This window comes from Cytobacillus sp. FSL H8-0458, from assembly GCF_038002165.1.
Lineage (GTDB): Bacteria > Bacillota > Bacilli > Bacillales > Cytobacillaceae > Cytobacillus.
The window spans coordinates 4,068,458-4,093,199 of record NZ_JBBOBR010000001.1 but is presented as its reverse complement, the minus strand read 5'-3'; the positions used below and the strand labels follow the sequence as shown (position 1 = coordinate 4,093,199).

Below are 24,742 nucleotides of genomic sequence, written 5' to 3'. Positions count from 1 at the left end.
CATGATTTGTCAGGAATGTAATCAAAGGCCGGCCACGCTGCACTTTACAAAGGTTGTAAATGGCGAGAAAGCAGAGTTTCATCTTTGCGAGAAATGCGCACAGGAAAAAGGTGAAATGTTTATGCTGGGCAGCGGGTCCGGTTTTTCAATAAATAACTTGCTTGCTGGCCTTTTGAATATTCAGCCTGCCTTTCAGGGGTCGGGCCAGGATCCTTTTCAGCAGGAGAAGGTTCTGCAGTGTGAGCAATGCTCCCTGACCTTTCAGCAGTTTATTAAAGTTGGCCGTTTTGGATGCGCCAGCTGCTATGAGACTTTTAAAGACCAATTAAACCCGATTCTTAGAAGGCTGCACAGCGGGAATTCCTCACACAGCGGAAAAATCCCTGCCAGAATTGGGGGAACCATTCACTTACGCAGGAATATTGATGATTTAAAAAATCATTTAAAAGAAATGATTGCCAAAGAAGAGTTTGAGAGAGCTGCAGAATTGAGAGACGAAATAAGGAATATGGAAAAGCAGCTCAATGCTGGTCAAAAGGGAGGGGAGTAAGCTTGTCGCTGGAACGTTTCATAAATCAAGCTATCAGCTCCTGGATGAGTGCGGAAGGACCTGATTCCGATATTGTATTAAGTTCACGAATCAGGCTCGCCCGCAATATAAAGCAATATAAATTCCCTACTTTATTTTCAAATGAAGAAGCAGAAGCAATCATTGAAAAAATAAAGGCAAGGGTGGAGCATTCTTCTTTTTCAAAACTTGGGGAAATGGAGCTTTTATTAATGGATAACCTTCAGCCTCTTCAAAAAAGAGTGCTGATGGAAAAGCATTTGATCAGTCCCCATCTTGCTGAGAATTCAACTCATGGTGCCTGCCTTCTTTCTGAAAATGAAGAAGTCAGCATCATGATTAATGAAGAAGACCATATAAGGATTCAATGCCTGTTTCCGGGGTTTCAGCTTTCTGAAGCCTTAAATATGGCGAATGAAATTGATGATTGGCTGGAGGAAGAAGCCGATTATGCATTTGATGAAGATATTGGCTTTTTAACAAGCTGCCCCACAAATGTAGGAACAGGGCTTAGGGCATCGGTTATGATGCATTTGCCGGGCCTCGTTCTCACACATCAAATGAACCGGATTATCCCGGCAATTAACCAGTTAGGTTTAGTTGTTAGAGGAATTTACGGGGAAGGCAGCGAAGCTTTAGGTAACATCTTTCAAGTTTCAAATCAGATCACTCTCGGAAAATCAGAAGAGGATATCGCCGAGGATCTGAAAAGCGTTGTCAGTCAGCTGATTTCTCAGGAAAGATCGGCAAGGGAAGCATTAGCAAAGACTTCTAACATACAATTAGAAGATAGAGTCTTCCGCTCTTATGGCATTTTATCTAACAGCCGGATCATTGAATCAAAGGAAGCAGCACAATGCTTGTCTGATGTTCGCCTGGGGATTGATATGAAGTACATCAAAAACATATCAAAGAATATATTGAATGAGCTGATGATCCTGACACAGCCCGGCTTCCTGCAGCAGTATGCAGGCGGGCCGCTCAGACCGCATGAACGCGATATCCGCAGGGCTTCACTAATTAGGGAAAGATTAAAAATGGAAGATCAAGAGTTGGGAGGATGAAAATATGATGTTCGGACGATTTACGGAAAGAGCTCAAAAGGTATTGGCTTTAGCACAGGAGGAAGCAATCCGTTTAGGACATAATAACATCGGAACAGAGCATATTCTGCTTGGGCTTGTACGCGAAGGTGAAGGAATTGCAGCTAAAGCTCTGTATGCTTTAGGCCTCGGCTCTGATAAGATCCAAAAAGAGGTTGAGAATTTAATCGGCAGGGGGCAGGATGCTTCCCAGACGATTCACTATACACCGCGTGCCAAGAAAGTGATTGAACTTTCCATGGACGAAGCAAGAAAGCTTGGCCATTCCTATGTAGGAACAGAGCATATCCTGCTTGGCCTGATCCGTGAAGGCGAAGGCGTTGCTGCGAGGGTATTGAATAACCTTGGAGTCAGTCTCAATAAAGCGCGCCAGCAGGTGCTTCAGCTGTTAGGCAGCAATGAGTCCGGCAGCCATCAGGGAGGCTCTGCAGCCAATGCGAACACACCGACCTTGGATGGATTAGCACGTGACCTGACTGCTATTGCCAGAGAAGGAAGCCTCGATCCTGTTATAGGACGAAGCAAAGAAATTCAGCGTGTAATCGAAGTATTAAGCCGCAGAACGAAAAATAACCCGGTTCTCATTGGTGAGCCTGGTGTAGGTAAAACTGCCATTGCTGAGGGCCTTGCGCAGCAGATTATTAACAATGAAGTGCCAGAGACTCTTCGCGATAAAAGGGTTATGACGCTTGATATGGGTACAGTAGTTGCCGGAACGAAGTATCGCGGTGAATTTGAAGACCGCCTGAAGAAGGTAATGGATGAAATCAGGCAGGCAGGAAACATCATCTTATTCATTGACGAGCTTCATACATTAATAGGTGCAGGAGGAGCAGAAGGAGCGATTGATGCTTCCAATATTCTAAAGCCATCTCTTGCCCGCGGTGAACTCCAGTGTATTGGTGCAACTACACTTGATGAATATAGAAAATACATTGAAAAAGATGCGGCACTTGAAAGAAGGTTCCAGCCTATTACGGTTGATGAGCCGACTGCCGAAGAATCTGTTCAAATCCTTGAGGGGCTGCGCGACCGTTACGAAGCCCATCACCGCGTAACCATTACAGATGCAGCGATTGAAGCAGCCGTAAAGCTGTCAGACCGCTACATTTCAGACCGCTTCCTTCCGGATAAAGCGATTGACTTAATCGATGAAGCGGGTTCAAAGGTAAGACTGCGCTCTTATACTACGCCTCCAAATCTGAAAGAGCTTGAGGTTAAGCTTGAGGACGTAAGAAAAGAGAAGGATGCAGCCGTACAAAGCCAGGAATTTGAAAAAGCGGCTTCCTTAAGGGATACGGAGCAGCGCCTGCGTGAACAGCTGGAAGAAACGAAGAAAACATGGAAAGAAAAGCAGGGCAAAGAAAACAGTGAAGTGACGGTTGAGGATATTGCCAATGTGGTGGCCAGCTGGACGGGAATCCCTGTTTCGAAGCTTGCTCAAACTGAAACAGAAAAACTTCTTAATCTGGAAGAAATCCTTCATTCCCGTGTAATCGGACAGGAAGAAGCCGTTAAGGCCATTTCGAAGGCTGTCCGCCGTGCCCGTGCCGGCCTTAAAGATCCGAAGCGCCCGATTGGCTCATTTGTATTCCTTGGCCCGACTGGTGTTGGTAAAACTGAGCTGGCCCGTGCCTTAGCAGAAGCTATGTTCGGTGACGAGGATGCGATGATCCGCATCGATATGTCAGAATACATGGAGAAGCACTCTACATCCCGTTTGGTAGGTTCGCCTCCAGGCTATGTAGGATATGAAGAGGGCGGGCAGTTAACCGAAAAAGTCCGCAGAAAGCCATACTCTGTTGTACTGCTTGATGAAATTGAAAAGGCTCACCCTGATGTATTCAATATCCTATTACAGGTATTGGAAGACGGAAGATTAACGGACTCAAAGGGAAGAACCGTCGATTTCCGCAATACTGTTCTGATTATGACATCTAATGTAGGTGCTGAAGCACTTAAGCGGAACAAATACGTTGGCTTTAACATCCAGGATGGAGAACAGGATTACAAAGATATGAAAGGAAAGGTAATGGAAGAGATGAAGAAGTCCTTCCGTCCTGAATTCCTGAACCGTATCGATGAAATTATCGTTTTCCATGCATTGGAGAAAAAGCATCTTCAGGAAATCGTTTCGCTTATGTCTGATACATTAACGAAACGTTTGAAGGAACAGGATATTACATTGGAATTGACAGATGCAGCCAAAGAAAAAATCTCAGTTGAGGGCTATGATCCTGAGTACGGAGCACGTCCGCTCCGCCGGGCCATTCAAAAGCATATTGAAGACCGCTTATCCGAAGAGCTTTTAAGAGGAACAGTCCTAACCGGGCAAAGCGTGGTCATCGATGTGAAGGATGGAGAATTTGTTGTGAGAACCGCAGAACCAAGCAGAACAGCCAACCTTCAAAAATAAGTGTAACGGACCACATAATATAAGCATCAGATGATCACACACAGCAAAAAGGTACACGTCCCTGTTATACGTGTACCTTTTTGTACTATTTCAGGCCATTTTTAAATGCAGCCTTAAAAGAGGCTTATTCAGCCGTTTTATGTTAATTTTAAGAGAGAAAAAGATATCAGGACAATAATATTTTAAAACCCGTTGGAAAAGGGAATAGGAAGTAAACGCACTTCTTTCATCACTGGTTCTTCCACGCAAGGCCGGTAATAATAAGATTTTCCTTTACCGCGGCTGGTATGAATGTACAGAGAGGGGAAGAAGTATGGCTAAAAGAAAAACGAAATTCATGTGCCAGGAATGCGGCTATGAATCAGCGAAATGGATGGGAAAATGTCCGGGGTGCGGACAATGGAATACGATGGTGGAAGAGGTAGAGAAGCCAGCTTCAACGAGAAGAGGCGCTTTTGCACATTCACAGGGAACGGCCATAGCGGCAAAAGCTACGCCAATTACATCCATTGAAACAGTCAGCGAACCCCGCATACATACCGATTTAAAAGAATTAAACCGTGTCCTCGGGGGCGGGATTGTAAGAGGTTCCCTTGTTCTTATCGGTGGAGATCCGGGCATCGGGAAATCAACGCTTCTTCTTCAAGTGTCATCACAGCTGGCGAACAGAAAGCATTCGGTTCTCTATATATCAGGGGAAGAATCCATGCGCCAGACGAAGCTGCGGGCTGACCGCCTAGGTGTTTCTTCAGACAGTCTGCTCGTTTATTCGGAAACCAGCCTTGAGGAAATAAGCAGAACGATTGAAACAGTCAACCCTGACTTTGTCATTATCGACTCCATTCAGACGATTTTCCATCCGGAAGTGACATCGGCGCCCGGGAGCGTTTCCCAGGTTCGGGAATGCACCGCTGAACTGATGCGCATTGGCAAAACGAAGGGAATTGCCATTTTTATCGTAGGGCATGTTACAAAGGAGGGATCCATTGCGGGTCCAAGACTTCTGGAACACATGGTGGATACGGTTTTATACTTTGAAGGTGAACGCCATCATACATACCGGATTTTACGTGCTGTAAAAAACAGATTCGGGTCAACAAACGAGATGGGCATTTTTGAAATGAAGGAACTTGGGCTTGAGGAAGTAGCCAATCCATCGGAAATTTTCCTCGAAGAGCGGTCACAGGGAGCTGCCGGTTCAACAGTCGTTGCTTCCATGGAGGGGACGAGGCCTGTTCTGGTTGAAATTCAGGCGCTTATTTCCCCGACAAGCTTTGGAAATCCAAGACGAATGGCAACCGGAATCGATCATAACCGGGTTCCGCTCCTGATGGCCGTTTTGGAAAAACGGGTCGGAATGCTCCTGCAAAATCAGGATGCCTACCTAAAAGTCGCTGGCGGAGTAAAGCTTGATGAACCGGCAATTGATTTGGCCATAGCTGTCAGCATTGCGTCGAGCTTTCGGGATAAGCCGACAAAAGCAACAGACTGCATCATCGGAGAAGTAGGACTCACCGGCGAGGTCAGGAGAGTTTCAAGAATCGAACAAAGAGTGCAGGAGGCGGCCAAGCTGGGCTTTGAACGGGTCATCCTGCCGGCGAACAATCTTGGCGGATGGAGCGCACCGGGAGGAATTGAACTGATCGGAGTAAGCTCTGTAGGTGAAGCGCTAAAGGCTGCGTTAGGGGGATAAACATGGAGACTAAAAAAATGGGCGAAAAAACAATGAGTGAAATCCTTCGGTTCATGGCTCCGGGTACGCCTATCAGGGAAGGGATTGATAATGTTCTGCGCGCCAATACAGGCGGGCTGATTGTACTGGGCTCAAAAGAAAAGCTGAGAAACCTTGTTGATGGGGGTTTTCAGATTAATTGCCCATTTTCGCCAAGTTATCTGTATGAGCTGGCCAAGATGGATGGAGCTATTATTTTAAATGAAGAAGGGAACATGATTCTGATTGCGAATGCCCAGCTGGCTCCTGATCCCGGTGTGCCCTCTACGGAAACGGGCATGCGGCACCGGACGGCTGAGCGGGTTGCCCGGCAAACAGGCGCATTAGTGATTGCCATTTCCCAAAGACGCAATGTCATTACCCTTTATAAAGGGCATTCCCGCTATGCGCTGAGGGATATTGGCGTTATTTTAACGAAGGCGAATGTAGCTGTCCAGACGCTTGAAAAATATAAGGTCGTTCTTGAACAGAGCATTGGCAATCTCAGCATCCTGGAATTTGAGGAGCTTGTTACCTACAGTGACATCCTGCATGTTTTTCATAATATCGAAATGGTTCTGCGCATTAAAAATGAGCTGCTCACCTATTTGAGTGAACTGGGCACCGAAGGAAGGCTGATCCGGCTCCAGATGAATGAGCTGCTGGTGGAGCTGGAACGGGAAGCAGAATGGATTATTAGAGATTATGCTCAATCAAAAGACATCGACTCCAGGGAGGCGCTTGTCAAACTACAGGTCCTTTCAAAAGGGGAAATGCTCGAAGACTCTGTCATTCTAAAGCTTCTCGGGTACAACGGTTATATTCACACGGAAGAATTTAAATGCCCCCGCGGCTTTCGCATGCTGAATAAAGTTCCGCGCCTGCCGCCAATTATTATTGAAAATCTGATTAACCGGTTTGAAGAATTCCCAAATATCATCACGGCAACTGTAGAGGAGCTCGATGAGGTGGAAGGAATCGGGGAAGTTCGGGCAAGAAAAATTAAAGAGGGACTTAAGCTCATAAAAGAGCAGGTTTTTGCGGATCGCCAGCTATAAAGAGACCATTGAACTATGTAATTGGTTATGCTAAAATGGTTGGTTAATTATTTGACAGTTTATTGCCAATGGTGCTACCCTTAAAGTGGACGAAAGTATTAATAAAACAGATCTTTTACTATCGTGAAATAATTATAAGGAACAAAATTGAAAATACCCCGGATTCAGGGTTTCAATTTTGTGAATTTGTTTATAATGAGTAAAAGGAGGTGAAGGAATGTTAAAACGTATTGTACAGGCATGCTTCCTTATTATTGGGGTAACGCTTGGAATATTCTTAATTCCTGACTTATTAAAATTAATCAGTTTAGATGGCATTCCTCTTTTAAACAATCCATATGTGTCCGCCATTTTAGGTGCTATTATTTTTTATCTTTTAACTTTTTGGGCGGTTGATCACGTCGTAAATTTCGTGAGATGGGCAGAAGAATCACTGGTAAAAGTACCTATAACAGATATTATTTTTGGAAGTGTCGGCCTGGTTTTTGGATTAGTCATTGCCTTTTTAATCGGATATGCCCTAAATGCAATTGAGGTGCCGATACTGAATACCGTTGCTCCCATTGTGCTGACGCTTATATTCGGCTACCTGGGATTTCAGGTTGGTTTTAAAAAGCGGGATGAGCTTTTAAGTTTATTTTCCAGCAAGAAAAAGAAGAGCAGTGAAGAAGAACTTGAGCCTGAAGCTGCACCTAAAAAATCACTCAAGATTCTTGATACAAGCGTTATTATCGATGGACGCATTGCTGATATCTGCCAGACTGGCTTTTTGGAAGGCACGATTGTCATTCCGCAGTTTGTGCTCGAAGAACTTCAGCATATTGCTGATTCATCAGATGTATTAAAGAGGAACCGCGGCAGACGGGGTCTGGATATATTAAACCGGATTCAAAAAGAGCTTTCGATTAATGTGGAAATCTATGAAGGCGATTTTGAAGAAATCCAAGAGGTGGACAGCAAGCTCGTGAAGCTGGCTAAGTTAACGAATGGCGTCGTTGTGACCAATGACTTTAACTTAAACAAGGTTTGTGAACTGCAAAAAGTGGCAGTCCTTAATATTAATGACCTGGCTAATGCGGTAAAACCGGTTGTGCTTCCAGGTGAAGAAATGAAAGTACAGGTAATAAAAGACGGCAAGGAACAGAATCAGGGGATTGCCTATCTGGACGACGGCACGATGATCGTGGTGGAAGAAGGCAGAAATTACATTGGCAAACATATTGATGTACTTGTCACAAGTGTTCTGCAGACATCAGCCGGAAGAATGATCTTTGCAAAACCCAAACTTCTGGAAAAAGCTTTATAATGTATGATGGAAAGTAGGACAGAACGTGCAGGGAGATTGATTTCCCTGCCTTTTTGCCTGCTTTTTTAACAAATAAGAAAGTATAAAATTTTAAACGTCGTTAACTGTCTAGCTCCAGCGCCTACCCCCTCGAGGTCACAAGCCAATCCTCCCAAAAAGGCAAAGAACGCCTTTCCGGGAGGCTCGTCTTGTGCTTGTCGGGGGTGACCAAGGCGCTTGCGCTTTTCTAAAAAGAGGAGTAAAAAATATGAATTATCAAGCGATTCTCCCGGCAGCCGGGCAGGGGAAACGAATGGGAGCCGGAAAGAATAAGCTTCTTCTGGAAATTGGGAATGTCCCTGTGTTTATACATACGTTAAGAGTTTTTGAGAGTGATCCGGAGTGCACAGGCATCTTTCTGGCTATTAATCCTCAGGATGAGGAAGAAATGCGCACTCTCTTAAAACAGCATCAGATTACGAAAGTGGCTGCTATGGTTGAAGGCGGTAAGGAAAGGCAGCATAGTGTCTATAATGCGGCCAAAGCGGCTTCGGGTGAGGAAGTAGTGCTGGTTCATGACGCTGCCCGCCCTTTTATTACCCGGGATTTACTGCAGCCTCTGGTGAAAGCAGCCTGGGAAAAAGGAGCTGCTGTTCTGGCAGTGCCGCTGAAGGATACCGTTAAAAAAGCTGATGGGCATTTAATTACAGAAACCCTTGAACGTTCCTGCCTGTGGGCTGTTCAAACTCCACAGGCCTTTCGCGTTTGTTCCCTGCTTGAGGCACACCGCAAGGCCGAGGAAGACGGCTTTTTAGGAACAGATGATGCGAGCCTCGTGGAGCGGTTGGGCAATGAAGTGGTGATTGTTGAGGGAAGTTACGATAATATTAAGCTGACTACACCGGAAGATATTTATTTTGCGGAAGCAATTATAAAGAAAAGAAGTCATATGTAAAGGGGATTGTTATCATGTTTCGGATTGGACAAGGTTTTGATGTTCATCAGTTTGCTGAAGGACGCCCGCTGATTATCGGGGGTATTGAAATACCATATGAAAAAGGGCTTTTAGGGCATTCAGATGCAGATGTCCTGCTGCATACAGTGGCAGATGCCTGCCTTGGGGCCATTGGTGAAGGGGACATTGGACGGCATTTTCCTGATACCGATCCTGAATTCAAGGATGCCGATTCGGCAAAGCTGCTGCAGTATGTATGGGGAATCGTAAAAGAAAAAGGGTATGAGCTGGTTAATGCAGATTGCACCATCATCGCCCAGAAGCCGAAGATGGCTCCTCATATCGGTAAAATGCAGGAGCGGATTGCAGAGCTTCTGGAAACCGAAAAAGAAAATATTAATGTGAAAGCAACAACTACAGAAAAGCTTGGCTTTACAGGACGGGGAGAGGGAATCGCCTCCCAGGCGGCTGTTTTGCTGAAAAAGATAGAGAACCGTTAAAATTACCTTTCAGAAGAAAAACCTGAGTGTTAAAATATAGCTTACGATAAACTCAACAGATTTAAGATTTTAAGGAGGCAGTCAGTATGTCAAATGAAATCCGCGTCCGCTACGCTCCGAGTCCGACTGGGCATTTACATATCGGAAATGCGAGAACGGCGCTTTTTAACTATTTGTTTGCAAGAAGCAAAGGCGGGAAATTCATCATCCGCATTGAGGATACAGATAAGAAACGGAATATTGAAGGCGGCGAGGAAAGCCAGCTTCATTATTTAAAATGGCTTGGAATGGATTGGGACGAAAGCATTGACAGGGAAGGCGAATATGGCCCGTACCGCCAATCTGAAAGAAATCATATCTATGAAACCTACTATAAGGAATTGCTCGAAAAAGGGCATGCCTATAAATGCTATTGTACGGAAGAGGAGCTTGAAGCAGAGCGTGAAGCTCAATCTGCAAAAGGCGATACTCCTGCTTACTCAGGGAAATGCCGTCATCTGACAGAGGAAGAAAGATCTGCACTTGAAGCTGAAGGCAGAAAGCCTAGTATCCGCTTCCTTGTGCCAAAAGGCAAGATGCTGACATTCAATGACATGGTAAAAGGGGAAGTGTCATTCGAGTCTGATGGATTTGGCGATTATGTCATCGTTAAGAAAGACGGCACGCCTACCTACAATTTTGCGGTAGCAGTGGATGACCACCTAATGAAAATTTCCCATGTTCTGCGCGGAGATGACCATATTTCCAATACGCCTAAGCAGCAGATGATTTACGAAGCATTGGGCTGGGACCTTCCGGTGTTCGGACATATGACCCTGATTGTCAATGAAAGCCGCAAAAAACTGAGCAAGCGCGACGAGACGATTATCCAGTTCATTGAACAATACGAAGAGCTCGGCTACTTGCCGGAAGCGCTCTTTAACTTTATTGCTCTTCTTGGCTGGTCTCCTGCAGGCGAGGAAGAAATCTTCTCCAAAGAAGAATTTATTGATATCTTTGATGAAAACCGCCTATCAAAATCTCCGGCCCTTTTCGATAAGCAAAAGCTTGAGTGGATGAATAATCAGTACATGAAAAAGCTTGATCAGGAACGTCTAGTGTCCATTTCAGCCCCACACCTGGTGAAGGCAGGAAAGATCAGTGAAAACTGGCAGCAGGAAAACGAAGAATGGGTTAAAAGCCTGATCACTCTTTACCAGGAAAAAATGAGCTTTGGCGCTCAGATTGTCGAGCTTTCAGAGCTGTTCTTTACAGAGGAAATGACCGTTGATGAAGAAGCGAAGGAAGTTCTGGCTGAAGAGCAGGTTCCTGAAGTGCTATCTGCATTCCTGCAGGAAATTGATGCACTTGCAGAATTCAAAGCAGATGAAATTAAAGCGGCTATGAAGGCAGTGCAGAAATCAACGGGCCACAAGGGCAAGAAGCTCTTCATGCCTATCCGTTCCGCAACGACTGGCCAAACCCATGGACCGGATCTGCCGCAGGCCATCGAGCTTTTAGGAAAAGAAAAAGTAAAAACTCGATTAATGAGCATTATTGGTTAACATCTTGGAGAAAATGTAATATAGTATTAAGTAAATTATTCTATATTGAAAAGTGTTGAAGAGGAAAAGTAAGAAAAAGATGCTTTTTAGAGAGAACCATCACCGGCTGAAAGTGGTTTAAGCCTCTCTTTATTCTGAAGTGCGCCTCAGAGCCTCAATTCGAACGGACGCCATCTTTCCAAGTAGATTTGAGCGGAAACTTATCCGTTAACAAGTTAAAGTTGAGGCTGTTTCAGCCTAAACAGAGTGGAACCGCGCGTAAAGCGTCTCTGTCCGATTGTGGCAGAGGCGCTTTTTTTATATGCAAAATCCGCAACAAATTAGTATATGAAAAAAACATTTATAAAAATGGAGATCTACGTCAGGAGGGGAAATGAACCATGTTTGCAAGAATGAAGGAAGATATCGAAGTGGTATTTGAACAGGATCCGGCAGCAAGAAGTTATTTGGAAGTAATATTAACCTACTCAGGATTGCATGCTGTCTGGTCACACCGCATTGCCCACGCTCTTTTTAAGCGGAAGTTTTATTTTCTTGCAAGAGTGGTTTCCCAGATCAGCCGCTTTTTCACAGGAATTGAAATTCACCCGGGAGCAAAGATCGGCAGACGCTTTTTTATCGACCATGGCATGGGGGTTGTCATCGGGGAAACATGTGAAATCGGTGATAACGTAACGGTTTTTCAGGGTGTGACACTGGGAGGAACCGGGAAGGAAAAAGGCAAGCGCCATCCTACCATTAAGGACAACGCGCTGATTGCAACCGGCGCGAAGGTTTTGGGCTCTATTACGATTGGGGAGAATTCTAAGATCGGTGCAGGCTCTGTTGTTCTTCATGAGGTTCCGCCAAATTCAACAGTAGTCGGGATACCTGGAAGAGTGAAAGTCCGGGATGGAGTGAAAATTAACAAAGATTTAAATCATTGTGATCTTCCCGATCCAATTGCAGACCGGTTTAAGGAACTGGAGGAGGAGCTGCGGGAATTAAAAACGGAAGTGGAAACATTGAGGAAAGAAAGGAGCCAGATTCATGGCCATTCAAATCTATAATACACTTACTCGTCAAAAAGAAGATTTTATTCCCTTAGAAGAGGGAAAAGTGAAAATGTATGTGTGCGGTCCTACCGTTTATAACTATATCCATATAGGGAATGCCCGTCCGCCGATTGTATTTGATACCGTGAGAAGATATCTTGAGTTCCGCGGCTTCGATGTGCAGTATGTCTCCAATTTTACAGATGTGGATGATAAGCTGATTCGCGTGGCAAACGAACTGGGAACGGATGTTCCTGCTGTTGCGGAACGGTTCATTAATGCCTACTTCGAGGACGTTTCTGCGCTCGGCTGCAGAAGGGCTGATGTCCACCCGAGAGTGACAGAAAGCATCGATATCATTATTGAATTTATCCAGACATTGATTGATAAAGGCTTTGCGTATGAATCAGAGGGAGATGTCTATTACCATACCCGGAAATTTGATGAGTACGGCAAGCTTTCCCATCAGTCCATTGATGAATTGCGTGTCGGCGCCCGCATTGCTGTCGGCGAGAAGAAACAGGACTCCCTCGACTTTGTTCTTTGGAAAGCAGCGAAGGAAGGGGAAATCGCGTGGGAGAGTCCTTGGGGGCAAGGAAGACCCGGATGGCATATCGAATGCTCGGCGATGGCAAAGAAATACCTTGGGGACATGATTGACATCCATGCAGGCGGTCAGGATCTGGCCTTCCCGCATCATGAAAATGAGATTGCCCAGTCGGAAGCACTGACAGGAAAAACCTTCGCCCGCTACTGGATGCACAACGGCTATATTAATATCGACAATGAAAAAATGTCCAAATCACTGGGAAATTTCGTCCTGGTTCATGACATTATCCAAAAGCATGATCCGCAGGTTTTAAGATTTTTTATGCTGTCGGTTCATTACAGGCATCCGATCAACTACAGTGATGAGCTTCTGGAAAATACCCGGACAGGGCTTGAGCGCATTAAAACGTCTTATCACAATTTGCTGCACCGCAGAGAAGCAAGTGTCAATCTGACCGATAATAATCAGGAATGGCTGGATAAAATTACAGCTCTTCATGAGCAGTTCATTCAAGATATGGATGATGACTTTAACACAGCTAATGCCGTGTCCATTTTGTTCGAACTGTCTAAGCTTGCAAATTATTATCTGATGGAGAAAAACACAGCTGTGGAAGTGATTGATGCTTTCACGAAAGAATTTGAAACGCTGTTTGATGTATTGGGGCTTTCACTTGACGAGGCACATGCAGACCTTCTGGATGAAGAAATCGAACAGCTGATTGAAGAGAGGCAGCAGGCCAGAAAAGAGCGAAACTTCGAACTGGCAGATAAAATCCGCGATCAGCTGAAAGAAATGAATATTATTCTTGAAGATACACCGCAGGGAATCAGATGGAAAAGAGGCTAAGCAATGCTTCACTATGATAACAAAATAGATGAAAAACAATTGAATAGTCTTGCCCTGGCGTATATGGGAGATGCGGTATTTGAGACCTATATACGCCACCATCTCCTGCAAAATGGACGGGTTCGGCCTCATTTTCTCCATAAGGAGGCGACCCGGTATGTTTCTGCAAAAGCCCAGTCTCTGATCATTCATGAATTAATAGACGCTGAACGGCTGACAGAAGAAGAACTGGCAGTCGTCCGCAGGGGGCGGAATGCCAAGTCCGGTTCGGTGCCGAAGAATACAGATGTCCAAACATACAGATACAGCACAGCTTTTGAATCGCTGATCGGCTATCTGTTTTTAGCGAAAAGACAGGAGCGGATGGAAGAGCTGATTCTGGAATCCATAGATTTAGTTGAGAAAAAGAAAGGAGGAGCGGTAAAATGAGCCAGGATTTTATCATTGGGAAGAATCCCGTCATTGAAGCATTGAAGTCAGAGAGGGATATTAATAAGATTTTTATTGCAGAAGGATCGCAAAGCGGGCAGATGCAGCAGGTAATCGGTTTGGCGAAGTCCGCCGGGGTGCTGGTCCAGTTTGTGCCAAAGAAAAAAATAGATGGGATGGCAGAGGGAAATCATCAAGGCGTCATCGCACAGGTTGCTGCGTATCAATACGCAGAAATCGATGATCTGTTTGCTGCTGCAGAAAAGAAAAATGAAGCACCATTTTTCCTGCTGCTGGATGAAATTGAAGATCCGCACAATCTGGGATCCATCATGAGAACGGCTGATGCAGTCGGTGCCCATGGGATCATTATTCCGAAGAGGAGAGCGGTCGGGCTGACAGCAACAGTAGCTAAAGCTTCAACAGGTGCGATCGAGTATATTCCCGTTGTCCGTGTCACCAATATGGCCAGAACGATTGATGAATTAAAAGAAAGAGGCGTCTGGATCGCCGGTACGGATGCAAAAGGGAAACAGGACTACCGCCAGATGGATGGAGCGATGCCTTTAGGTCTTGTGATTGGCAGCGAAGGTAAAGGAATGGGCCGCCTGATTCGCGATAAATGCGACTTCCTCATTAACCTGCCGATGGCTGGACACGTTACTTCCCTTAACGCATCAGTTGCGGCTGCACTGCTCATGTATGAGGTTTATCGGAAACGGCACCCGCTTGAGGGATAAAAATGGACATCCTTCTTGTTGACGGATACAACATAATTGGTGCTTGGCCAGAACTCAGGGAGCTCAAAAACAAGGATTTATCATCAGCCAGAGACCGTCTGATCGAAAAAATGGCCGAGTACCAGGGATATTCCGGGTACAGAGTGATTGTCGTGTTTGATGCCCACTATGTAAAGGGCACGGAAAAAAAGTTTAAGAATTCAAAGATCGAAGTTATTTTCACGCGGAATAATGAAACGGCCGACGAACGCATCGAAAAACTGGCTATCGATCTCAGCAATATTAAAACCCAAATTCATGTGGCAACCTCCGATTTCACAGAGCAATGGGTCATATTTGGCCAGGGGGCGTTAAGAAAATCAGCGAGGGAGCTGCTGAATGAAATGAATTTGATTGAAAGCAGCATTGAAAAAAAAGTAAAAAAAATTCAGGAGAAAAAGCCAGTTTCCAAGATACCTCTCAGTGATGAAGTGGCAGAAATTTTTGAAAAATGGCGCAGAGGGGGCCAATGAGCGGTTGACGCTTGAAAAAACCGTGCTGTATAATGTTTCTAACCATGCTTGTACGGTCGGGGGGATCCTAGTGAGTGCTGACTTCAAGACAATCGACGAAAATCTTATAGACTTTATCCAGCTTGAGGACGAAGAAATAGTGGAGCTCGTTCATAAGGGCGAGAGTGAGGCTCTGGATTATCTGATTCATAAGTACCGCAACTTTGTCCGGGCAAAAGCAAGATCCTATTTTTTGATTGGCGCAGATAAAGAAGATATTGTACAAGAGGGAATGATTGGCTTATACAAGGCGATCCGCGACTTTAAAGAGGACAAGCTGTCTTCATTTAAAGCGTTTGCCGAGCTGTGCATCACCAGGCAAATCATAACCGCCATTAAGACGGCGACCCGCCAAAAGCATATTCCGCTGAACTCATATGTGTCTCTGGACAAGCCCATTTATGATGAGGAATCGGACAGAACGCTTATGGATGTTATCTCCGGGGCGAAGGTTATGGACCCTGAAGAGCTGATTATCAACCAGGAAGAATTTGATCATATTGAAGTGAAAATGTCTGAGCTTTTGAGTGACCTTGAACGCAAGGTGCTTGCTCTTTATTTGGATGGGCAGTCCTATCAGGAAATTTCCGAAGAACTGAACCGCCATGTTAAATCGATTGACAATGCTCTTCAGCGGGTGAAAAGAAAGCTGGAAAGATATCTGGAAGTGCGCGAATTTTCCCTGTAGACAAAATTTCCTAACACCATGCTTTTTTTTGCAGTTATTGACATGTTTTAGGGTGCGTGTTAAAGTTTTAAGGGCGTTAGTAGGTGGAAATATGACGAAAAAAGTAATTTTGGCATGCTCTGTATGTGGTTCCAGGAATTATTCCACTGCGGGCAAAAATGATGCTGTACGGCTGGAATTGAAAAAATTCTGCAGCACATGCAGTGCTCATACGATCCATAAAGAAACAAAGTGATTATATAGATAAGAAGTTTGTTCTTTTAATAGACTGAAGCTGAGCTGTTTTATGCAGATTGGAAGATCGGTCTGATTTGAAGCCGCTTTCGCTTCTTGTTAAAGGATATATCTTTTGAAAGTTGGGGGTTACGAAATGCAGCGCATCGTGAATTTTTTCCGTGAAGTTGGCCGGGAAATGAGAAAGGTCAGCTGGCCTAAACGCAAAGAGCTGACAAGCTATACTGTTACCGTTCTTGCTACAGTTACGTTCTTCGCTCTGTTTTTTGCAGTGATTGACCTGGGAATTTCTGAATTGATTCGTATAATTCTTGAATAACCCCTGAGTTTCCATGGTATAATGGAGAATAACACAGGAAACATTTGCAAAGCCCGGAAACGGGTTTTTTAATTTGGAGAAAAATTATAAATTGTTGAATACAGGGAGGGAAGGACGAACAAGTCCTCGTGAATGGAAAAGAATTGGTATGTTGTTCATACGTACTCCGGCTATGAAAATAAAGTGAAAGCCAATCTGGAGAAGCGTGTTGAATCAATGGGTATGCAAGATAAAATATTCCGGGTGGTAGTCCCGGAAGAAGAAGAAACAGAATTGAAGAACGGCAAGAAAAAAGTAGTGAAGCGCAAGGTCTTCCCTGGTTATGTACTCGTAGAAATCGTTATGACAGATGATTCATGGTATGTAGTAAGAAATACTCCGGGTGTAACCGGATTTGTAGGTTCGGCAGGTTCAGGCTCAAAGCCGACTCCGCTATTGCCTGAGGAAGTTACTCATATTCTTAAGCATATGGGTGTTGAAGAAGCCCGCTTTGATATCAACTTTGAGATCGGCGAAACCGTTAAGGTGAAAGAAGGTCCGTTTGCGAACTTCACAGGCTCCATTGAAGATATTGATAAAGATAAGGCGAAGATTAAAGTGCTTGTGAACATGTTTGGCCGTGACACGCCGGTTGAACTTGATTTTTCACAGATTGAAAAACTGTAAGAATCAGCCTTCTGTGAAAGTACTTTTATATATCTTTGTAAAAAAACTTGAAATTGGCTTTGAAAAGTGATAATATTTCAAAGGTCAGTATGTCTCGGACAAAGAGACTGGACAGTAGTTAAAAGTTCTTTATCTTAATATAAAGACTATAAGTTGAGTGGGAGGGAACTTTCCCTATTACCACATCACGGACTTTAAGGAGGTGTGTCTCGTGGCTAAAAAAGTAATCAAACTTGTAAAGCTGCAAATCCCTGCAGGTAAAGCGAACCCTGCACCACCGGTAGGACCGGCACTAGGTCAAGCAGGTGTTAACATCATGGGATTCTGTAAGGAATTTAACGCTCGCACAGCTGAACAAGCTGGCTTAATCATTCCTGTTGAAATCACGGTTTTTGAAGACCGTTCATTTACATTTATTACGAAAACTCCTCCTGCTGCAGTTCTTCTTAAGAAAGCGGCTGGAATCGAGTCTGGTTCTGGTGAACCGAACCGTAATAAAGTAGCAACAGTCAAGCGTGACAAGGTACGCGAGATTGCTGAAACAAAGATGCCTGATCTAAACGCTGCAAGCGTAGAAGCTGCAATGCGTATGGTTGAAGGTACTGCACGCAGCATGGGTATCGTTATCGAAGACTGATCCATGTATGAAGCAGATTAAGGGATGAGGTTGCGACGTTGAATTTGGTTCACTCGCAACCTTTGTTCTGTCAAGCGCAGGCGCCTTCGACCGAGGCGCCTCCGCTTTTAAGCGTGGGAGGTTATTCCGCTAAAACCACAATCAAGGAGGAAATAAAAATGGCTAAAAAAGGTAAGAAGTACGCTGAAGCTGTGAAGCTTGTTGATTCTTCAAAAGCTTACCCGATTGCTGAAGCAATTGAACTTACGAAGAAAACTAATTTTGCAAAATTTGATGCAACTGTTGAGGTAGCATTCCGCCTTGGAGTTGACCCTAAGAAAGCTGACCAGCAAATCCGTGGAGCAGTTGTTCTTCCAAACGGAACTGGTAAAACTCAGCGCGTTCTTGTATTCGCTAAGGGTGAAAAAGCGAAAGAAGCAGAAGCTGTTGGAGCAGATTTCGTAGGCGATTCTGAATACATCAACAAAATCAGCCAAGGCTGGTTCGACTTTGATGTAATCGTTGCTACACCTGACATGATGGGTGAAGTTGGTAAACTTGGCCGCGTATTAGGACCTAAAGGCTTAATGCCAAACCCTAAGACTGGCACAGTTACTTTTGACGTTCAAAAAGCAGTTAACGAAATCAAAGCAGGTAAAGTTGAATACCGTGTTGACAAAGCTGGTAACATCCACGTGCCAATCGGTAAAGTATCTTTCGAAGACGAAAAGCTTGTTGAAAACTTCAACACAATTTTCGACACAATGATGAAAGTGAAGCCTGCTGCTGCTAAAGGAACTTACATGAAGAACGTTTCTGTTACTTCTACAATGGGACCTGGCGTTAAAGTAGATCCTTCATCTGTTGCAGTGAAATAGAAAAGCGTAAGCGCCTTGCCCAGCCCCGACAAGCATAAGACGAGCCTCACTGAAAGGTGTTCTTTACCTTTCCGGGAGGATTGGCTTATGACCTCGAGGGGCTAGGCGCTGAAGCTGGACAATAATAACAATTGACATTCTAAAATACATGCTGTAATATGTATTTTGTTGTTAAAATATAATAACATTTGTGCCGTAGACAGCAGGTGCTTAATTGCTTAATTTCCTGCCGAGGTATTACGATAGAATTGCTTTTTCTTGCTATTGTATACTTCCTCCATGTCTGCAAAGTCGTGGAGGTTTTTTATTGAACGGTATGAATGTAGAAAATTCTACAGGAGGTGTAAGGATGAGCAGCATTATCGAACAAAAGAAACAAATCGTAGACGAAATTGCTGATAAGCTTAAATCAAGTTTATCAACAGTTGTTGTTGACTATCGTGGTCTTACTGTTGCTGAAGTTACTGAACTTCGTAAACAGCTTCGTGAAGCTGGCGTGGAATTCAAAGTATACAAGAATTCAATGACTCGCCGTGCTGCTGAAGCTGCTGAACTTTCCGGTTTAAACGAGTCTTTAACTGGACCTAACGCAATCGCGTTCAGCACAGAAGATGTAGTTGCTCCAGCGAAAATCCTTAATGATTTCGCGAAAAAGCATGAAGCACTTGAAATTAAAGCAGGTGTAATCGAAGGAAATATCGCTTCAGTAGAAGATGTCAAAGCTCTTGCTGAACTACCATCACGCGAAGGCTTGCTTTCTATGCTACTCAGCGTACTTCAAGCACCTATCCGCAATCTTGCTCTTGCTGCAAAAGCTGTTGCAGATCAAAAAGAAGAACAAGGCGCGTAAGTTAATTTTAGCGTTAAACTAATAGATTCAAACCAAAAATAAGGAGGAAACATAATCATGACTAAAGAACAAATCATTGAAGCAGTTAAATCTATGACTGTTTTAGAACTAAACGACTTAGTAAAAGCTATTGAAGAAGAATTTGGTGTAACTGCTGCTGCTCCAGTAGCAATGATGGGCGGAGCTGCTGCTGGTGGCGCTGCTGAAGAGCAAACTGAATTTGACGTTGTTCTTGCTTCTGCAGGCGACCAAAAAATCAAAGTTATCAAAGTGGTACGTGAAATCACAGGTCTTGGACTTAAAGAAGCGAAAGAACTTGTTGATAACACTCCAAAAGCTCTTAAAGAAGGCGTTTCTAAAGAAGAAGCTGAAGAAGTTAAAGCTAAGCTTGAAGAAGTTGGAGCTGGCGTTGAAGTTAAGTAATAGCCTTTATGAAAAGTCCGCTGCTTAAGCGGGCTTTTTGTTTTGGAGTCGAATATACATTGTCCTTTAACTTTTTGCTTTTTAATGGGCAATCCTATATAATTCCTTCGAAACCACTTAATTTGTGATTCTCCTTTTATCTTCATATATATACTCCTGGAGGTGATTTCATGTCTGAACACTACTATTCCAAAACACAGCAAGTTGATAGCAGCCCTAAAACCTGGAGCTATACTCTAAAGGAATTCCCATTCCGCTTTAAAACAGACAACGGTGTTTTTTCAAAGGGTGAAGTGGATTTTGGATCTAAATTATTACTCGAGACATTTGAACAGCCGGAAGCTGATGGGAATATTCTCGATGTCGGCTGCGGATATGGGCCAATCGGGCTGACTGCAGCGAAGCTTATGCCGGAACGGACTGTTCATATGGTTGATGTAAATGAGAGGGCCCTTGGCCTGGCAAAGGAAAATGCTGAATTGAACGGCATAAAAAATGTTCAAATCTATGAAAGTGACCGCCTTGAGAATACGAAAGGCAATAAGTTTGCGGCTATCCTGACAAACCCGCCAATCCGCGCCGGGAAAAAGATAGTGCATGATATTTTTGAACAAAGCTTTGAGGCTCTGATATCGGGCGGAGAGCTATGGGTTGTCATCCAGAAAAAACAGGGTGCGCCATCTGCAATCGATAAACTGACAGAGTTATTCGGTGAAGTGGAGACAGCAGAAAAGAAAAAAGGCTATTTTATTTTAAGAGCAAAAAAAGATTGACTTGACTTTTTTGCTATGATAGTATTGTAAAATGCCAACATATTATATTTCTATTTATAACTAAATTTATCTAATAGTTGTATAAATTTGGTTTTAATGGGAAAGCTAACAAAATAATAGTCGTATTGTGAAAATGTGGTTTTTGAAGTGAAAACCCTTTTTCTTTTTGTCTTATAAGAATGGAGGTTTGGCTTAAGCCCCTGTGCTTTTTTGGGGGAGAAGCCCGGCTTCTGGGCCAGTTTTACTGGCTGGCTTCGTGCGCCATCGGATCCAGTTGCTAATACCTGAACCGATAGGCAGGCGCTCATCGCTTTTCTTATAGGATGATATAAATTGCTATTAGCAACAATAACGCTTGATTTGAGGGGTGAATCAGTTGACAGGTCAACTAGTTCAGTATGGACGACACCGCCAACGTAGAAGTTACGCACGAATCAGTGAAGTTTTAGAATTACCAAATCTAATCGAAATCCAAACCTCTTCTTATCAATGGTTTCTTGATGAGGGTTTACGAGAAATGTTCCATGATATTTCTCCGATTGAAGACTTTACTGGTAATTTGTCGCTTGAATTTATTGATTACAGCCTTGGCGAACCAAAATATTCCGTTGAGGAATCGAAAGAACGAGATGTTACATATTCTGCACCTTTACGTGTGAAAGTGCGTCTTGTAAACAAAGAAACAGGCGAAGTTAAAGACCAGGATGTCTTTATGGGTGACTTCCCGCTTATGACAGAGACAGGTACGTTCGTTATTAATGGAGCGGAACGTGTCATTGTATCCCAGTTAGTGCGTTCTCCGAGCGTATACTTCAGTGGAAAGCTTGATAAAAACGGGAAAAAAGGCTATACAGCAACCGTAATCCCGAACCGCGGCGCATGGCTTGAGTATGAAACAGATGCCAAAGACGTCGTATACGTCAGAATAGATCGTACTCGGAAACTGCCCGTTACGGTTCTTTTGCGTGCACTTGGGTTCGGCTCTGATCAAGAGATCATCGATTTGATTGGAGACAACGAGTACATTCGCAACACGCTTGAAAAAGACAATACGGAAAGCACAGAGAAAGCGCTCCTTGAAATTTATGAGCGTCTTCGTCCGGGCGAGCCGCCAACGGTCGAAAATGCGAAAAGCTTGCTTGTCTCAAGATTCTTTGATCCAAAGCGTTATGACCTTGCGAATGTTGGACGCTATAAGATCAATAAGAAGCTTCATATTAAAAACCGCCTGTTTGGCCAAAAACTGGCTGAAACGCTTGTGGATCCAGAAACTGGCGAAATCATTGCGGAAAAAGGCGTTACACTTGACCGCCGTACATTAGACCGCATTCTTCCTAACCTTGAGAAGGATATCGGATTCAAAACAGTAAGCCTGTTAGGCGGAGTAGTAGATGATGAAGTATTGCTTCAGTCTATTAAGATTTACGCGCCTAATGAAGATGGCGAAAAGGTCATCAATGTTATCGGCAATGCCTATGTGGAAGAAGCAGTGAAAAACATTTCACCTTCTGACATCATTGCATCGATCAGCTATTTCTTTAACCTTCTGCATTCTGTAGGAGATACAGATGATATTGACCATCTTGGAAACAGACGTCTTCGTTCAGTCGGAGAACTATTGCAGAACCAGTTCCGCATCGGTTTATCCCGTATGGAGCGTGTGGTCCGCGAGAGAATGTCCATCCAGGATACAAATACGATTACACCTCAGCAGCTGATTAATATCCGTCCTGTTATTGCGTCAATTAAAGAGTTCTTTGGAAGCTCTCAGTTGTCCCAGTTCATGGACCAGACAAATCCGCTTGCTGAACTTACACACAAGCGCCGTCTTTCAGCGTTAGGGCCGGGTGGTCTGACACGTGAACGTGCCGGCTTCGAGGTCCGTGACGTTCACTACTCTCACTATGGCCGTATGTGTCCGATTGAAACGCCGGAGGGACCAAACATCGGTCTGATTAACTCCTTATCTTCATTTGCGAAGGTAAACCGCTTCGGCTTTATCGAAACACCATACCGCCGAATCGACCCTGAGACCGGAAAAGTTACATCCCGCATCGACTATCTGACAGCCGATGAAGAGGATAACTATGTAGTGGCCCAGGCGAATGCACTTCTTGGTGATGATGGTTCATTCCTTGACGAAGAAGTAGTTGCCCGTTTCAAAGGTGAGAATACAGTTGTTAAACGTGACCGTGTTGACTACATGGATGTATCGCCGAAACAGGTAGTATCTGCTGCGACAGCATGTATTCCATTCCTTGAAAACGATGACTCCAACCGTGCCCTGATGGGAGCGAACATGCAGCGTCAGGCTGTGCCATTGATGCAGCCGGAAGCGCCAAGAGTCGGAACTGGTATGGAATATGTTTCAGGTAAAGACTCAGGTGCTGCAGTCATCTGTAAGCATGAGGGAATTGTTGAGCATGTAGAAGCCCGCGAAGTTTGGGTTCGCCGTATTCAAAATGTAGATGGCCAGGAAGTTAAAGGCGATCTTGATAAATACAGAATGCTTAAATTCATCCGTTCCAACCAGGGAACCTGCTACAACCAGCGTCCTATCGTCGCTGTTGGCAACCGTGTAACAAAGGGAGAAATCCTTGCTGACGGTCCTTCCATGGAACTTGGTGAATTAGCTCTTGGACGCAACGTTCTTGTAGCGTTCATGACATGGGATGGCTATAACTACGAGGATGCGATCATCATGAGTGAGCGCCTTGTAAAAGATGATGTTTATACATCCATCCATATTGAAGAATATGAATCAGAATCACGCGATACAAAGCTTGGACCTGAAGAGATCACAAGAGATATCCCTAACGTTGGGGAAGATGCACTGCGCAACCTGGACGAACGCGGAATTATTCGCACAGGTGCGGAAGTAAAAGATGGCGATCTTCTTGTTGGTAAAGTAACTCCTAAAGGGGTAACGGAACTGACGGCTGAAGAAAGGCTATTGCACGCAATCTTTGGTGAAAAAGCACGTGAAGTCCGTGATACATCCCTTCGTGTGCCACATGGCGGGGGCGGTATTGTACTGGATGTGAAAGTGTTTAACAGGGAAGACGGAGACGAGCTTCCTCCAGGTGTTAACCAGCTTGTACGTGTATATATCGTTCAGAAGCGTAAAATCTCTGAAGGTGACAAGATGGCCGGACGTCACGGTAACAAAGGTGTTATCTCCCGTATTTTACCGGAAGAAGATATGCCTTACCTGCCGGATGGCACACCAGTAGACATCATGTTAAACCCTCTTGGGGTTCCATCGCGTATGAACATCGGACAGGTGCTTGAGCTTCACCTTGGTATGGCTGCCAGAGCTCTTGGCATTCATGTTGCATCTCCTGTATTCGATGGTGCCCGTGAGGAAGATGTATGGTCAACGATCGAAGAAGCAGGCATGGCGCGTGATGCGAAGACTGTCCTTTATGATGGACGTTCAGGCGAGCCATTCGACAACCGTGTATCAGTCGGTGTCATGTATATGATCAAACTGGCGCACATGGTTGACGATAAGCTTCATGCCCGTTCAACAGGACCTTACTCTCTTGTTACGCAGCAGCCATTGGGCGGTAAAGCTCAGTTCGGCGGACAGCGTTTCGGTGAGATGGAGGTTTGGGCACTTGAAGCATATGGTGCTGCTTATACACTTCAGGAAATCTTAACAGTTAAGTCCGATGACGTGGTTGGACGTGTTAAGACTTATGAATCAATCGTCAAAGGCGAGAATGTTCCTGAACCAGGTGTACCGGAATCATTCAAGGTACTGATCAAAGAACTTCAAAGTTTAGGTATGGATGTTAAGATCCTATCCGGCGATGAAGAAGAAATTGAAATGCGCGACTTGGAAGATGAAGATGAAGTTCAGCAGGCTGAATCATTGACAATCGCTCCGGAAACGCAAAACGAAGAGCAAGTAGTTACGAAAGAATAATTTCATATAAATTCCTTAATCCCTTGGCGCTCCGCCTCACACGGCGGATGCCGCTGGGGATATTATTGGCA

At 44.4% G+C, this 24,742-nt stretch carries 24 protein-coding genes and 2 other annotated features; all 24 genes read left to right on the top strand.

What is annotated here, in order from left to right; genetic code table 11:
* Window position 1: 1 nt before the first annotated feature.
* The 24 genes from NYE23_RS20630 to rpoB all read left to right on the top strand — a co-directional run bounded on the left by NYE23_RS20630 (window position 2) and on the right by rpoB (window position 24,671).
* Window positions 2-550 (top strand): UvrB/UvrC motif-containing protein, encoded by a 549-nt coding sequence (locus NYE23_RS20630; protein WP_341080388.1) that lies wholly within the window; start codon window positions 2-4, stop codon window positions 548-550.
* Window positions 551-552: 2 nt separating this feature from the next.
* On the top strand, window positions 553-1,632 hold the full coding sequence (locus NYE23_RS20625) for a protein arginine kinase (protein ID WP_341080386.1): 1,080 nt from the start codon (window positions 553-555) through the stop codon (window positions 1,630-1,632).
* A gap of 4 nt (window positions 1,633-1,636) precedes the next feature.
* Window positions 1,637-4,087 carry an ATP-dependent protease ATP-binding subunit ClpC gene (gene clpC, locus NYE23_RS20620; protein WP_048011540.1) on the top strand — a complete coding sequence of 817 codons (2,451 nt, stop codon included), beginning with the start codon at window positions 1,637-1,639 and terminating at the stop codon, window positions 4,085-4,087.
* A 313-nt stretch (window positions 4,088-4,400) separates the two neighbouring features.
* The gene (gene radA / locus NYE23_RS20615; protein WP_035332338.1) at window positions 4,401-5,780 is read left to right on the top strand and encodes a DNA repair protein RadA; all 1,380 of its coding nucleotides are present in this window, start codon (window positions 4,401-4,403) and stop codon (window positions 5,778-5,780) included.
* 2 nt (window positions 5,781-5,782) lie between these two features.
* Window positions 5,783-6,856 (top strand): DNA integrity scanning diadenylate cyclase DisA, encoded by a 1,074-nt coding sequence (gene disA / locus NYE23_RS20610; protein ID WP_341080384.1) that lies wholly within the window; start codon window positions 5,783-5,785, stop codon window positions 6,854-6,856.
* 217 nt (window positions 6,857-7,073) lie between these two features.
* Window positions 7,074-8,162: a PIN/TRAM domain-containing protein gene (locus NYE23_RS20605; RefSeq protein ID WP_048011538.1), complete on the top strand. Its 1,089-nt coding sequence runs from the start codon at window positions 7,074-7,076 to the stop codon at window positions 8,160-8,162.
* A 247-nt stretch (window positions 8,163-8,409) separates the two neighbouring features.
* A complete protein-coding gene (gene ispD / locus NYE23_RS20600; protein WP_341080383.1) occupies window positions 8,410-9,096 on the top strand; it encodes a 2-C-methyl-D-erythritol 4-phosphate cytidylyltransferase in 687 nt (228 codons plus the stop codon).
* Between the two features lie 14 nt (window positions 9,097-9,110).
* Window positions 9,111-9,596 carry a 2-C-methyl-D-erythritol 2,4-cyclodiphosphate synthase gene (gene ispF / locus NYE23_RS20595; RefSeq protein ID WP_341080381.1) on the top strand — a complete coding sequence of 162 codons (486 nt, stop codon included), beginning with the start codon at window positions 9,111-9,113 and terminating at the stop codon, window positions 9,594-9,596.
* A gap of 86 nt (window positions 9,597-9,682) precedes the next feature.
* Window positions 9,683-11,140 (top strand): glutamate--tRNA ligase, encoded by a 1,458-nt coding sequence (gene gltX / locus NYE23_RS20590; protein WP_341080379.1) that lies wholly within the window; start codon window positions 9,683-9,685, stop codon window positions 11,138-11,140.
* 46 nt (window positions 11,141-11,186) lie between these two features.
* Window positions 11,187-11,414 (top strand) — a binding site (T-box leader).
* A 106-nt stretch (window positions 11,415-11,520) separates the two neighbouring features.
* Window positions 11,521-12,189, top strand: a complete 669-nt coding sequence (gene cysE / locus NYE23_RS20585; protein WP_341080377.1) for a serine O-acetyltransferase — start codon at window positions 11,521-11,523, stop codon at window positions 12,187-12,189.
* On the top strand, window positions 12,170-13,573 hold the full coding sequence (gene cysS / locus NYE23_RS20580) for a cysteine--tRNA ligase (protein WP_341080374.1): 1,404 nt from the start codon (window positions 12,170-12,172) through the stop codon (window positions 13,571-13,573). Before cysE ends, cysS begins: the two co-directional genes overlap by 20 nt.
* A 3-nt stretch (window positions 13,574-13,576) precedes the next feature.
* Complete coding sequence (locus tag NYE23_RS20575; protein ID WP_341080372.1) at window positions 13,577-14,002, top strand: Mini-ribonuclease 3; 426 nt, start codon at window positions 13,577-13,579, stop codon at window positions 14,000-14,002.
* Entirely contained in the window at window positions 13,999-14,742 is a 744-nt protein-coding gene (rlmB, locus tag NYE23_RS20570) for a 23S rRNA (guanosine(2251)-2'-O)-methyltransferase RlmB (protein WP_174751557.1), read from the top strand. Before NYE23_RS20575 ends, rlmB begins: the two co-directional genes overlap by 4 nt.
* A 2-nt stretch (window positions 14,743-14,744) precedes the next feature.
* Window positions 14,745-15,254 carry an NYN domain-containing protein gene (locus tag NYE23_RS20565; RefSeq protein WP_035332323.1) on the top strand — a complete coding sequence of 170 codons (510 nt, stop codon included), beginning with the start codon at window positions 14,745-14,747 and terminating at the stop codon, window positions 15,252-15,254.
* 70 nt (window positions 15,255-15,324) lie between these two features.
* Window positions 15,325-15,981 carry an RNA polymerase sporulation sigma factor SigH gene (gene sigH, locus NYE23_RS20560; RefSeq protein WP_009336536.1) on the top strand — a complete coding sequence of 219 codons (657 nt, stop codon included), beginning with the start codon at window positions 15,325-15,327 and terminating at the stop codon, window positions 15,979-15,981.
* Window positions 15,982-16,072: 91 nt separating this feature from the next.
* Entirely contained in the window at window positions 16,073-16,216 is a 144-nt protein-coding gene (rpmG, locus tag NYE23_RS20555) for a 50S ribosomal protein L33 (RefSeq protein WP_048011529.1), read from the top strand.
* A gap of 135 nt (window positions 16,217-16,351) precedes the next feature.
* The gene (secE, locus tag NYE23_RS20550; RefSeq protein ID WP_048011528.1) at window positions 16,352-16,534 is read left to right on the top strand and encodes a preprotein translocase subunit SecE; all 183 of its coding nucleotides are present in this window, start codon (window positions 16,352-16,354) and stop codon (window positions 16,532-16,534) included.
* A 132-nt stretch (window positions 16,535-16,666) separates the two neighbouring features.
* The gene (gene nusG, locus NYE23_RS20545) at window positions 16,667-17,200 is read left to right on the top strand and encodes a transcription termination/antitermination protein NusG (protein ID WP_035332317.1); all 534 of its coding nucleotides are present in this window, start codon (window positions 16,667-16,669) and stop codon (window positions 17,198-17,200) included.
* Between the two features lie 211 nt (window positions 17,201-17,411).
* Window positions 17,412-17,837, top strand: coding sequence for a 50S ribosomal protein L11 (gene rplK / locus NYE23_RS20540; protein WP_009336545.1), 426 nt, complete (start codon window positions 17,412-17,414; stop codon window positions 17,835-17,837).
* 113 nt (window positions 17,838-17,950) lie between these two features.
* Window positions 17,951-18,694 (top strand): 50S ribosomal protein L1, encoded by a 744-nt coding sequence (rplA, locus tag NYE23_RS20535; protein WP_341080823.1) that lies wholly within the window; start codon window positions 17,951-17,953, stop codon window positions 18,692-18,694.
* A 175-nt stretch (window positions 18,695-18,869) separates the two neighbouring features.
* Window positions 18,870-19,009, top strand: a sequence feature (ribosomal protein L10 leader region).
* 34 nt (window positions 19,010-19,043) lie between these two features.
* Complete coding sequence (rplJ, locus tag NYE23_RS20530; protein WP_048011526.1) at window positions 19,044-19,544, top strand: 50S ribosomal protein L10; 501 nt, start codon at window positions 19,044-19,046, stop codon at window positions 19,542-19,544.
* A gap of 57 nt (window positions 19,545-19,601) precedes the next feature.
* Window positions 19,602-19,967 carry a 50S ribosomal protein L7/L12 gene (gene rplL / locus NYE23_RS20525; protein WP_048011525.1) on the top strand — a complete coding sequence of 122 codons (366 nt, stop codon included), beginning with the start codon at window positions 19,602-19,604 and terminating at the stop codon, window positions 19,965-19,967.
* 170 nt (window positions 19,968-20,137) lie between these two features.
* Window positions 20,138-20,740, top strand: coding sequence for a class I SAM-dependent methyltransferase (locus NYE23_RS20520; protein WP_341080364.1), 603 nt, complete (start codon window positions 20,138-20,140; stop codon window positions 20,738-20,740).
* Window positions 20,741-21,116: 376 nt separating this feature from the next.
* A complete protein-coding gene (gene rpoB / locus NYE23_RS20515) occupies window positions 21,117-24,671 on the top strand; it encodes a DNA-directed RNA polymerase subunit beta (RefSeq protein WP_341080361.1) in 3,555 nt (1,184 codons plus the stop codon).
* Window positions 24,672-24,742 lie beyond the last annotated feature (71 nt).